The following is a 12,016-nucleotide window of genomic DNA, read 5'->3' on the forward strand; positions in this document are numbered from 1 at the left end:
GACGCTTAACCACAGTAGTGGTAATTACCTGCTACCGGGTGGCTGTTTCACGTGTTAAGTAGCCAGGCAAAAGTAACTGTACAGTCAGAACCGACCCGTTGCAACACGTGCTCGAGGCTCAGCCGTCGTCGATTTGGTAGTCTTCGGGGCGCACCCAGTAGTGCTTGAAGCGGTGCCAGTTAAGGTAAGCGGGGCCAAGTGCACAGGCAAAAGGTACGCTCATAGACACTGTACATTTACTTATGCACTACTAATCAGTCCACCACGAACGTCATCATGGAGTGGGGCAGGCTGGTGGTGGGGGCGGCCTGGCCGTTGAGCCAGAGCTGGAAGTCCTGCTTTTTGTCGCTGCTGTTCATCACCACCACGGCCAGCTTGCTATCGGGGTTGCGGAAGGCGGTGGTTTGCAGCCAGTCGCGGTTTGAGGAACTGGTGACGCGCTTGGCGCCGGGCCGCACGAACTTCGAGAAGTGGCCGATGTAGTAGTAGGCGTTGGTGTAGATGAGCTTGCCGGCCTTGGTGTCGGCAATGACCGGGGCGAAGCAGAAGTTACCCACGTGGTTGGGCCCCCCGGTTTCGTCGAGCAGCACGTTCCAGTCCGTCCAGCCCACGGTGCCGGCGTTGAAGTCGCCGATCATCGAGGCGCCGTAGCGTTCGCCCAGGGCCCAGTCGTTCACGTGGTCGAAGCTGAATTTTTCCACGCAGCCTTCGGTGAAGATCAGGTTGGTGTTCGGGAAGGCCTCCTTTACCCGGCGCTCGTTGTCGAAGAGCATGGCGCTGGTGGTCCAGGTTTCGTACCAGTGGTAGCCGATGCCCCATACGTACTTGGCCGCTTCGGGGTCATCCAGCACCGTACTCGCGCGTTGAAACAGCAGGTCGCGGTTGTGGTCCCAGGCGATAAGCTTTTTGCTGCCCAGGCCGCCCTTGGCCAGCGTGGGCCCCAGGAAGTTCTTGATGAAGTCGCGCTCCTCCTCGGCCGTGTACAGGCACGACTCCCAGGTTTGGGTGGCCATTTCCTCGTTTTGCACCGAGAGGCCCCACACCGGAATCCCCTGGCGCTCATACTCTTTGATGAACTTGACGTAGTGGTTGGCCCAGGCCTGGCGGAACTGCGGCAGCAGCTTGCCGCCGTGCAGCAGGTCGTGGTTGGTTTTCATGAAAGCCGGCGGCGTCCAGGGGCTCACGAACATCGTCAGCTTGCCGCCGGCCGCGGCTTGGGCCTGCTTGATGAACGGGATGCGGAACTGCTCGTCGTGCTTCACGCTGAAGGTCTTCAGTGCCTCGTCGTTGTCGGCCACGTAGGTGTAGCTGCCGCTCGAAAAGTCGCAACTACCAATGTGGGTGCGCGCCAGCGTGTAGCCGATGCCGTCGGTGGGGCTGTAGTAGGCCTTCATGAACTCCTGCTGCTGGGGCTTGGGCAGTTTGAAGAAGGTTTCGGCCGAGGCATCGGTGAGGGCCCCGCCGATGCCGAGCAGCGTTTGGAAGCTGTGGTTGGGGTCCACGAACACGCACACCTGGGTTTCGAGCGGCTGCCCGGCGGGCTGAAACGCCAGCGGCGCCGCGGCGGCCGTGAGGCGCAAATCGGTGCCCTGGGCAGTGGTGAAGGCGCGGGCTTGGCGGCCCGCGGCCGAGTACGGAGCAGCGGCCCCAACTTTCGGCGCCGATTGGGCCGCAGCGTCGGCCGTGCCCAGCGCCGCCAGTAGCAGCGCGGGGAGCAGCTTAGATAAAGAATTGGTCATGAACGCAAACAGAACGCAGTAGGAAGAAGAAACAGTAGAATATCAGAGCCGAAAGGCCTGGGTGGGAAAGGCCGCGTCCTCGTAAGGAGCGGGCAGCGGCCGGGCGCGGCTCACCGAGTCGAACACCATGGCCTGGCGCTGGGCGGGGCGGTAGGCGGGCCAGGCAGTCCCCGGCGTGCCGGTGGCGATGAAGGCCACCCAGCGCTGGTGCATTTGGGTGGCCAGGGCGCGGGCAGGAGCGCTTTGGCGGGCCACGGGGCCCAGCGCGTTCCAGGCGTAGCCCAGCTCCTGGGCGTGCGCCGGGCCTGGGCCCCCAGGCGTTTGGTAATCGAAGCGGTAAAGCCAGGTGGGCTGGCCAGCGCCGGCCAGGGCCCCCGCCAGCCGGTACGAGGCCAGGCGGTAGAGGTAATCGGTGTTGTTACGCAGCCAAGTCTGGTCGGTGGGCGCGGTGGCGCGGCGGCGCTCGTAGGCCTGCCACACCTGGCCGCCGTTGGCGCCGAACAGCGTGGTCAGCACCTCCGCGTTCGGCCGTTGAAATTCCGGCCAGAAGCCCATGAACAGGGCCGCTTCGTCGCGGTTGGTGCCCACCAGGGCCCGCAGCGGCGCGTGGCCGGGCCGGGCCAGGTAGGCCAGCGGTGCCTCGGGAATGGTAACGCCATCGCGCACGGGGCCAAACAATTGCAAGCCCGCGGGGCCCGCCGCAATTTTCTCCTGGGCCCGGATGATGTCGGCCGTGGGCAGGGTCAGGAGCTGGGCGGCCTGGTCGGGGCGCAGGCCCAGGGCCCCCAGCAGGCGCAGGGCCACGGCGGCGGCCGTGGCGGTATCGCGCACGGCCTGCACGCCGCCGCTTTCCAAAACCACTTGCTGGAACAGCCCCCGGGCGGCGGGCGTGGCCATAACGCCGCCCACCAGCTTGGCCCCCGCCGATTCGCCCATCACCGTCACGCGGCCGGCATCGCCGCCGAAGGCCGCAATGTTGTCGTGTACCCAGCGCAGGGCCGCTACCGCGTCGAGCACGCCAGCGTTGCCCGATTGCCGGTAGGCGGGCCCCAGCAACTGGCTCAGCTGCAAGAAGCCCAGGCTGCCAAGGCGGTAGTTGATGCTGACCGCCACAATGCTGTCGTGCCGGGCGAAATTGCCGCCGTCGAAATCACTCCCCGCGCCGCCCGTGAAGGCGCCGCCGTGCACCCACACCACCACCGGCTTGGCCCGCCGGGCCCGCACCGAGGGTGTCCACACGTTTAGGGTCAGGCAATTGTCTTCGCCCTGGGGCCCCGCCGTACCGCCCTGCGGGGCCCGGGGCCCAAAGGCCGTGGCGGGCCGCACATCCGTCCACGGCGCCAGCGGCCGGGGCGGCAAAAACCGCCCCGCGTCCACCGGCGCCGCCGCGTAGGCCACGCCCTTGAATACCACCAGGCCGTCGGCCGCGCGGGTGCCTTGCAGGCGGCCGGCGCGGGTTTGGCACACGGGCCCGGGGCCCGCCGCCGCGGGCTGGGCCTGGGCAGTGAGCGGGGCAAGCAGCGGCCAGCAGGCGGCCGCCAAGGCGTAGGGTTTTAACCAGCGAAGCATAAGAGAAACAATTGGTTGGAGCGCAAAGAAAACGCCTCGCTACCAGACGTAGGTAGCCACCGCGCCGCCGGCCAGCGAGGTGGCCAGCACCTTGCCTTTGTACTGGATGTTAAAGGCTTGCAGGGCGCTGCCGGTGTTCAGCACGATGAGGGCGCGCTTGCCGTTGGGCGTTTTGAAGGCCACGTTTTGCAGGTTGCCGGGCACGTTGGTATCCACGCGCACCGAGCCGGGGCGCACGAATTTGCTGGCGTGCGCAATGATGTAGTACGAGGGGTTGCGTGTGAGGGCCGCCGCGCTACTGACGGTGACGGCCGGCAGGCAGGTGCTGCACCCGCCGTTGGTGTAGGGCCCGTTGAAGGGGTCGGCGGCCAGGTTCACTCCAGCACGTTGCGGCTCCAGTTGCGCGTGGCCCCGATGATGAGGTTGTTCACGGCCCAGGCCAGGTCGGCGGAGAAGTTGCCGGGCGCGGCCACGTACTGCTCGGTGAAGTAGATGTTCTTGGCAGGGAAGGCGTTGTGCACCGTGCTCAGGGCATCAATCGAGCCGCCGTAGAGGTGAAACGCCGAGCCATCGACGTAGGGCCGGGCCCCGGCGTCGCCGAGCACGCTGATGGGGTAATCGGGCCGGTCGGCGTTGTGGTCGTAACAGATGATTATGGTGGTGATGCCCGCGGCGGCGAAGGCCGGGCCCACGCTGTTCCTGATGAAAGCGGCCTGCTCGGGGGCCTGCATCAGCATGCTGGGGTTGTTGAAGGGGTTCAGCGGCTCGTTTTGCAGCGTCACGGCGTCGATGGCGATGCCCTGGGCCTGCATGGCCTGCACGTACTTCACGAAGTACTTGGCGTAGGCGTCGTAGTACTGCGGGGCCAGGCTGCCGCCCTTGGCGGGGTTGCCGGCGTCGGCGTTCACCTTCATCCAGGCGGGCGCTGTCCAGGGCGAGCCCATGATTTTGATGCTAGGGTTGACGGCCAGGATTTCCTTCAGCACCGGAATCAAATCGGTCTGGTCGGGGCCCAAACTGAACTTGTCCAGGTTCACGTCGGTCTGCCCGCCGGGCAGGTCGTCGTAGGTAAATACCTGGGCGCTCAGGTCGGAGGCGCCGATGCTCACGCGCAAGTAGCTCACGCCCAACGACGTGCTATCGGTAGCAAACAGCTCCTTCAGCAGCGCCGCCCGCGCCGGGGCCCCCAGCTGGTGGATGACCTGGGCGCTGCCCCCGGTGAGGGTGTAGCCGAAGCCGTCGATGCCCTGGTAGGTTTTGGTGGTGTCCACGGCAATTACCGGGTTGGCGTCGCCGGCCAACGGGGCCCCAAAGTTCAGCGGCAGCCGCACCCGCTGGAACAGGGCCGATTTGTCAGGCGTCGTCAGCCACAGGGCCACCTGCGAGGCCACGGCCGGCGTGGGGTTCACAGGCGTGGGCGGGGCGGGCGTGGGCGTGTCGTCGCCCTTTTTCTGGCAGCCGCCGGCCAGTAGCAGCAGCAAGCCGCCGGCCAGCAACGAATGTTTAACGTACTGCATCATAGGGCAAACCAGAAAAAACGAAGGGAACAACCGAGCGCCGGGGCCCTACCACACGTAGGTGCCCACCGCGCCGGCGGCCAGGGTGGCGGCCAGCACGCGGCCCTGGCTGCGCACGGCGAAGGCCTGGGGCCCCGCGCCCTCGTTCAGCACCACCAGCACGGTGCGGCCGGCGGGGGTTTTGAAGGCCACGTTGGGCAGACCCGCGGGCAGCGTGGAGGCAATGCGCACCGAGCCGGGGCGCACAAATTTGCTGGCGTGGGCCGTGATGTAGTAGGCCGGGTTGCGGGTCACGGCGTCGCCGGGGGCCAGCGTGACGGCCCCCAGGCACTCGGTGCAGCCGCCGGGCGTGTGCGGGTTCTGCTGCGGGTCGGCGGCCAGGTTCCACTCCAACACGGTGCGGCACCAGTTGCGCGTGGCCCCAATGGTGAGCTGCTTGGTGTGCCAGGCCAGGTCCTTGGGCAGGTTGCCGGGGGCCCCACCCATTCCTCGGTGAAGTACAGGTTCTTGTTCGGGTACTTGGCGTGCACCTGCTCCAGGGCCCCAATCTCGCCGCGGTAGAGGTGGAACGCCGAGCCGTCGACGTAGGGCCGGGCCGTGGCGTCGTCGAGCACCGTAATGGGGTAATCGGGCCGGTCGGCGTTATGGTCGTAGCAGATGATTTTGGTATCCAACTTGGCCGCTTTGAAGGCCGGACCCAGGGCCTTGCCGATGAACACGGCCTGGTCGGCGGCCTCCATCAGCAGGCTGGGGTTATTGCCGGGGTGCAGCGGCTCGTTCTGCACCGTCACCGCGTCGAGGCGGATACCGTGCGTTTTCATCCCTTGGATATACTTCACGAAGTAGCGGGCGTAGGCGTCGTAAAACTCGGGCTTGAGGCTGCCGCCCTTGGAATTGCCGTTGGTTTTCATCCAGGTCGGCGGGCTCCAGGGCGAACCCATCAGCTTGATATTGGGGCTAATAGCCAGGATTTCCTTGAGCACCGGAATCAGGTCCTTCTCATCGGGCGCCAGGCTGAACTTGGCCAGCGTGGGGTCGGTTTCGCCGGCCGGCAGGTCGTCGTAGCTGAACACCTGCGCGTCCAGGTCCGAGGCGCCGATGCTCAGGCGCAAGTAGCTCACGCCGATGGCCGAGCCCGCCGTGCCGAACAGCTCTTGCAGCAGCTTGGCCCGCGCCGGGGCGCTCATGGCGCGCAGCAGCTGGGCGCTGCCGCCCGTCAGGCAGTACCCGAAGCCGTCGATGCTTTGAAACTTCTGGGCCGCGTCCACCTCAATCACCGGGCCCCCGGCCTGGGCCTTCGCCCCCGCCGCCCCAAACGCCAGGGCCCCCGCCTGCCGCTGAAACAGCGCCGTGCGGTCGGGGCGTGGTCAGCCACAGCTCGGCCTTGGGGCCCCCGGGCGCGGGGCGCGGGCCGGCGCGGCCGCCGCCAGCCCCAGGGCCCCCAGCCAATACTTTAGAAACGAACGGAACGGCGAAGCGCATCGAAAAGGGAATTAGGAAGGACCAAAAAGCAAACGAGCGGGGCCCACCGGGGGCCCCGCTCGTAGCAGACGAAGCATTAGTAGCCAGGGTTTTGTTGCGCCTGGGGGTTGGTGTTCAGCTCACTCTGGGGCAGCGGGAAGAGCAGGTAATTCACGTCGCGGGCGCCGCTGCGCTGCTGGGCAATCAGGTCCAGGGCCGTTACGGCGTGGGTGGCCGAGGCGTCGGCGGCGGTGTGGCGGGCGTAGCGCAGCAGGTCGAACCACCGCTCGCCTTCGAAGGCCAGCTCCAGGCGGCGCTGGAGGTCAATCTGGTTGCGCAGAGCCTGCTTGCTGGCGGCCTGCGGCGAGGCCGAGGTGAGGGCGGCGAGGCCGGCGCGCTGGCGCACTAGGTTCAGCTTGGCCAGGGCATCGGCAGTGGGGCCGTTCTGCTCGTTCACGGCTTCGGCGTAGGCCAGCAGCACTTCGGCAAAGCGAATCACGTAGGTGTTGTCTACCGAGTTGAAGCCGTTGCCGATGCTGGTCCACTTGTACACGAAGGGGCCCCGGTCGTTACTGTTGCCGCTCTTGCCGTCGATGTAGCTCACGTGGTCGCGGCCCACGCGCTGGTTGTTGCTGCTGATGACGCCGTTGAAGGCCCAACGCTTGTCGTTCACGGTATCGGCGGCGGCCAGCAGGTTGGCGGTCGGAATGTTGAATTTCGGGAACGAGTAAGTGGCCAGCGGCGAAGGCAGCAGCAGGTCGGGCAGCAGGTTGCCGCCGTCGGCCGTGCCGGCGTACTGGATTTCAAAGAGCGACTCAACACCTTTGTTTTCAGCCGGGTACAGGCTCTTGGGCGTGGCGTTGAGCTGCACGCCGGCAGCAATCACCAGTTGAGCGGCCGCCTGGGCTGCGGCCCAGTTGCGCTGCGTGAGCTGCACGCGGGCCAGAATGCCGTTGGCGGCGTTGCGGGTGGCGCGGTTAGGGTTGGTGGCGGGCATGCGGGTGGCGGCAGCGGTGAGGTCGGCCACCACTTGGGCGTACACGTCGGCGGCCGAAGCGCGGGCCAGGTTCACCACCTCCGGGGCCCCCGACTCGGTGGGCTGGAGGCGCAGCGGCACGCCGCCGTAGGCCCGCACCAGGTTGAAGTAGCACAGGCCGCGCACGAACCGCGCCTCGCCCACAATCTGGCCGCGGCGGGTGGTGTCCATCGCCACGGTAGGCACGTACTTCAGCACGATGTTGGCCCGGTTGATGCCCTGATAGGCCTGCTGGTACACGTTATTGACCTGGCTGGTGGTAGGCACCCAGATGATTTTATCCATCGCCGCCACATCGCCGTTGGCGCTGGTGCAGTTGTCGGACGGCATTTCGCCCATCACGTTTAGGTCCTGGCCGTAGGCCCCCGTGCCTTGCAAGGCGTCGTACACGGCCGTGAGGCTGGCCTCGGCGTCGTCAGAAGTCTGGAAGAAGTTTTCGGGCGTGATGCTCGGCAGCGGTTCTTTTTGCAGGAAGTCGCAGCCGCTGAGCAGCGTCAGCGCGCAAAGGGGTAGGAATATCTTTTTCATGGGAATAGAAAATCGAGCGGCTTAGAAAGTAGCGTTCAGGCCCACGGTGTAGGTGCGCGACTGTGGGTACACGCCGAAGTCGCGGCCCAGGCCTGTCGAGGAGAAGGGGTCGGCGCTTACTTCGGGGTCGTAGCCCAGGTAGTTCGTCCAGGTAATTAGGTTCTGGCCGGTGGCGTACACGCGCAGGCTCTTGATGGCGGCGCGCTGGCTGAGGGTAACCGGCACGTTGTAGGCCAGCGTCACGTTTTTGAGGCGCACGTAGCTGCCGTCTTCCACAAAGCGGTCCGAGAAGCGATTGTTGCCGTTTGGGTCGTTGCGCACGGGGCGCGGAATGTCGGTATTGGTGTTGGTGGGCGTCCAGTGGTTCAGCACGCGGGTGCTCTGGTTCAGCGGGTCGGCCTGGCCTTCAATGGTTTGGCGGTTGGCGTTGTAGATGTCGTTGCCGAAGCTGCCCTGGAAGAACACGCTCAGCTCCAGGCCCTTGTAGGTGAAGTTGTTGGTCACGCCGGCAAACGCCTTGGGGTTGGGGTTGCCAATCACGGTGCGGTCCTGGTCGTTGATAACGCCGTCAGGCACTCCGTTCGGGCCGCTAATGTCGCGAAACTGGATGTCGCCGGCCTTGCCCTTCGAGCCGTTCTGAGTGGCGGCGGCCGTACCGGCGGCGTCGCTCTGGAAGATGCCCTGCACCTGGTAGCCGTAGAACGCGCCCAACGGGCTGCCCACCTGCGTGATGCTGTAGCCGCCGATGATGCTGCGGTTCACCACCACGCCGGCGTCGTTGGCCTGGGTGCCCAGGTCGAGCAGCTTGTTGCGGTTGCCGCTCACGTTGAAGTTCGTGGTCCAGCCGAAGCCGTTGTCCTTGGCGGCCACGTTGGTGGTCACGAGGCCAATTTCGATGCCCTTGTTCTCCATCGTGCCCACGTTCTGGATCACGCTGAGCGTGCCCACGCCCGTGCTTACCGGAATGGGCACGTTGGTCAGCAGGTTGTTGGTGCGCTTGTTATAAATGTCAAAAGTGAACAGCAGCCGGTCGCTGAGCAGGCCCAGGTCGATGCCGGCGTTGTACTGGTTGGTGGTTTCCCACTGCACGTTGTTGCCGATGTCGCTCTGGGTGATGCCGCCCAGGATGGTCGAGCCGGCGCCCTGGTAGTTCGAGCCCGGGGCGTAGCGCGAGAAGCGCTGGTAGGCGTAAATCTCCTGGTTGCCGTTCGAGCCGAAGCTGGCCCGCACCTTCAGGTTCGACACGGCGGGGGCCTGCGGGAAGAACGATTCCTTCGACACGCGCCAGCCCAGGCTCACGGCCGGGAAGTAGCCGAAGCGGTTCTGCTCGCTGAAGCGGCTGCTGCCGTCGGCGCGCAAGCTGGCCTGCACCAGGTACTTGCCTTCGTAGTCGTAGTTGGCCCGGCCGAAGAAGCTCAGCAGCGACCACTGCTCCTGGTAGCTGCTCGGAATGCCCGAGGCAATGGCGCCGGCGCTCACGTAGGGCACAGCGTTGGAGGCGAAGCCCTGGCTGCCGCCGCCCGAGGTGAAGCGGTCGGAGGCCTGCATCGACTGGCCGGCCAGCAGCGTGAGGTGGTGCTTGTCGCCGGCGATGGTCGGCACGTAGGTCAGCGTGTTTTCAAAGAGCCAGATGGCCTGCTGGTTGCTGGTGGTGCGGGCCGAGCCGCGCGTCGAGGGGTCCGAGTTCGACGTGCCGGGGTAGTTGCGGGTCGTAAACTGGTTTTCGAGCTGGGTGCGGAAGTCGATGCCGCCCGAGGTGCGCAGCGTTAGGTTTTTGAGCAAGTCCAGCTCGCCGTACACGTTGCCGATGACCTGGTAAATAATAGCTTTGTTGGTGCTTTCCAGCAAGTTGCCCACCGGGTTGTCAAACGACTGGAACGGGTTGATGCCGTAGGTGCCGTCGGCGTTGCGCACCGGGATGGTCGGGATTTGGGCCAGGGCCCCCAGCACCGTGCCCGAGTTGCCAATGCCCTGCTCCGAGCGCGTGCTGCCGTTGGTGAAGGTGCGGCTCAGGTTCAGGTTGGTGCCGACGCGGAAGCGGTTGCTGACGTGCTGGTCGAGGTTGATTTTGAAGTTGTAGCGGTCGAAGCCCGAGTTCAGGCTGATGCCGTCCTGCTTGAAGTAGCCGCCGGCCACGTAGTAGCGCGTTTTCTCGGTGCCGCCGCTCACGTTCAGCTGGTAGCTCTGCAGGTTGGCGGGGCGGTAAATCTCGTCCTGCCAGTCGGTGTTGTAAGGCAGCGCGGTGCCCGTGGGGAAGCCCGGCGCTAGGCCTGCGTTGGCCTGAATCTGGTTGAACTCGTCGGCAAACTGCGTGGCGTTGAGCACGTCGAGCTTCTTGCGCAGCTTCTGCTGGCCGTAGTACACGCTCAGGCCCACTTGGGCCTGGCCCACCTTGCCGTGCTTGGTGGTGATGACCACCACGCCGTTGGCGGCGCGCAGGCCGTAGATGGCCGCCGCTGCGCCGTCCTTCAGCACGTCGATGCTCTCGATGTCGTTCGGGTTCAGGGCGTTGAGCGGGTTGAGGCGCTGGTTGCCCGAGGTAATCTCCTGGTCGTAGCTCGGCAGCACGGGCACGCCGTCAATCACGTACAGCGGCGAGCCGTTCAGGCTGATGGAGGCGTTGCCCCGCACCCGCACGTTGATGCCCGCGCCGGGGGCCCCGGAAGGCGCCGTGACCTGCACGCCGGGCGCCTGGCCCTGCAACGCCTGGTCGAAGCCGGCCACCGGCTGGCGGGCCAGCGCCGCCGCACCAACGGAGGATACCGAAGTAGTTACTTCCTGGCGGTTCTGGGTGCCGTAGCCCACTACTACTACTTCGTTCAGGGCTTGCTGGTCTTCCGCCAGGCTGATGGTGAAGGTGGTGGTGCTGCCCACCGGCACTTCCTGGCGCACAAAGCCCACCGAGCTAAACACCAGCGTAGCGCCGGCGTCGGGCACGCTCAGCGAGAAGCTGCCGTCGGCGGCGGTGGAGGTGCCGTTGGTGGTGCCCTTCACGAGCACCGTCACGCCGGGCAGGCCGCTGCCGTCGGGGCCCGTCACGCGGCCGGTTACCGGCACGGCGGCCAGCGATACGATTGCGCTAGGAGCAGCCGCGGCGGCCACGGGACGAGCCAGGGCCACGTTGGTAAGAAGGAGGCTGCTCAGCGCCGGGGTCAGCAGCTTGCCGGTCAGCGGCCACAAGCCGCGCGGCGATTGTAAGGGTGAAGACATGGTAATGGGAACAGGTGGGCGTAAATGAAAAAAGGAAACCGACGCGCTCAGCAGCGGCGCCGGTGGGGCCCGGCCAGCGGCTGGTTGCAGGATTCAAGGGGTGGCGAGGACGGGCGCGGCCCACAGCCGGGGCCACCAAGTGGCCGGGGGCCCCGTGGACCAGTGAGCCAGCAGCTCGGCCAGAAAAACGTCGCTGCTGCCGATGGTATCCGGCGTCGCCGGGGCCCCGCCGTCGCTGGAAAAGAATTGGTTATCGGTCCAGAGCGTGGCGCCGGCGGCGCCCTTCGTCAGGCACAAGGCTTGCAGATCGAAGTGGGCAGCCAGATAGGGCAGCGCCGTGGTTTCGGCGGCGGGCTGCCCCAGCCAGGCCATTATTTCGGCCAACTCGGCCAGGTTCAGTTTCACGAAGTCGGCCTGCCGGAGCAGGTATTTCACCACTTCGCGGGTGTAGTGCGGGGGCCGCAGGTTCACGTCGAACACCTTGAAGGTGGCGTGTTGCAGCAGGCGGTACAGGGTTTCGCGGGTGGCAGCGGTGCGGGCGGCCAGCGAGCCGTACACCAGCATAGGGGCCCCAGCCACCGCCGCCCGCAGCTCCTCACTGAAGCGGATGTAATCCCAGGCCACGGGCTGCACCACTTTGTAGGTGGTATCGTGGCCGGGCTGCACGTTGGCCTTCACCACGCCCGTGAGGTGGGTGGGGCTGTGCTGCACCAGGCTGTGGTCGAGGCCGTGGGCGTCCATGGCGGCCAGCAGCTCGGTGCCCAGCTCGTCGCGCCCCAACCGGCTCACCAGCCGCACGGGCTGGCCCAGCCGGTGCAGGTGCACCGCCACCAAGTAGGGCGCGCCGCCGGGCTGGCGGCCGGCCGGCAGCACATCCCAGAGGCTTTCGCCGAAGCAAATGATGGGGGTAAACGATTGCGTCACGGGGGCGGAGTTTCAACAAATGTCCGGGGCCC

9 protein-coding genes are annotated in these 12,016 nt (G+C 66.2%); all 9 read right to left on the reverse strand.

All coding sequences use genetic code 11. The features are described from left to right. Window positions 1-254: 254 nt before the first annotated feature. The gene (locus BEN49_RS01815) at window positions 255-1,739 is read right to left on the reverse strand and encodes a glycoside hydrolase family 30 protein (RefSeq protein WP_070739940.1); all 1,485 of its coding nucleotides are present in this window, start codon (window positions 1,737-1,739) and stop codon (window positions 255-257) included. 42 nt (window positions 1,740-1,781) lie between these two features. Beyond that, a complete protein-coding gene (locus tag BEN49_RS01820) occupies window positions 1,782-3,308 on the reverse strand; it encodes a carboxylesterase/lipase family protein (RefSeq protein WP_070739942.1) in 1,527 nt (508 codons plus the stop codon). Between the two features lie 39 nt (window positions 3,309-3,347). Then, window positions 3,348-3,686, reverse strand: a complete 339-nt coding sequence (locus BEN49_RS30380; RefSeq protein WP_317040380.1) for a glycoside hydrolase family 30 beta sandwich domain-containing protein — start codon at window positions 3,684-3,686, stop codon at window positions 3,348-3,350. After that, on the reverse strand, window positions 3,683-4,828 hold the full coding sequence (locus tag BEN49_RS01825; RefSeq protein WP_317040381.1) for a glycoside hydrolase family 30 protein: 1,146 nt from the start codon (window positions 4,826-4,828) through the stop codon (window positions 3,683-3,685). Before BEN49_RS01825 ends, BEN49_RS30380 begins: the two co-directional genes overlap by 4 nt. A 45-nt stretch (window positions 4,829-4,873) precedes the next feature. Continuing rightward, window positions 4,874-5,221, reverse strand: coding sequence for a glycoside hydrolase family 30 beta sandwich domain-containing protein (locus BEN49_RS31135; RefSeq protein ID WP_438831768.1), 348 nt, complete (start codon window positions 5,219-5,221; stop codon window positions 4,874-4,876). Further along, window positions 5,116-6,102 carry a glycoside hydrolase family 30 protein gene (locus BEN49_RS01835; protein ID WP_438831769.1) on the reverse strand — a complete coding sequence of 329 codons (987 nt, stop codon included), beginning with the start codon at window positions 6,100-6,102 and terminating at the stop codon, window positions 5,116-5,118. Before BEN49_RS01835 ends, BEN49_RS31135 begins: the two co-directional genes overlap by 106 nt. 281 nt (window positions 6,103-6,383) lie before the next feature. Next, window positions 6,384-7,850 (reverse strand): RagB/SusD family nutrient uptake outer membrane protein, encoded by a 1,467-nt coding sequence (locus tag BEN49_RS01840; protein ID WP_070739949.1) that lies wholly within the window; start codon window positions 7,848-7,850, stop codon window positions 6,384-6,386. 21 nt (window positions 7,851-7,871) lie between these two features. After that, complete coding sequence (locus tag BEN49_RS01845; protein ID WP_070739951.1) at window positions 7,872-11,060, reverse strand: SusC/RagA family TonB-linked outer membrane protein; 3,189 nt, start codon at window positions 11,058-11,060, stop codon at window positions 7,872-7,874. Between the two features lie 93 nt (window positions 11,061-11,153). Next, window positions 11,154-11,984 (reverse strand): PfkB family carbohydrate kinase, encoded by an 831-nt coding sequence (locus tag BEN49_RS01850; RefSeq protein WP_070739954.1) that lies wholly within the window; start codon window positions 11,982-11,984, stop codon window positions 11,154-11,156. Between the last annotated feature and the right edge of the window lie 32 nt (window positions 11,985-12,016).

Origin of the sequence: Hymenobacter coccineus (assembly GCF_001816125.1) — a bacterium.
GTDB lineage: Bacteria > Bacteroidota > Bacteroidia > Cytophagales > Hymenobacteraceae > Hymenobacter > Hymenobacter coccineus.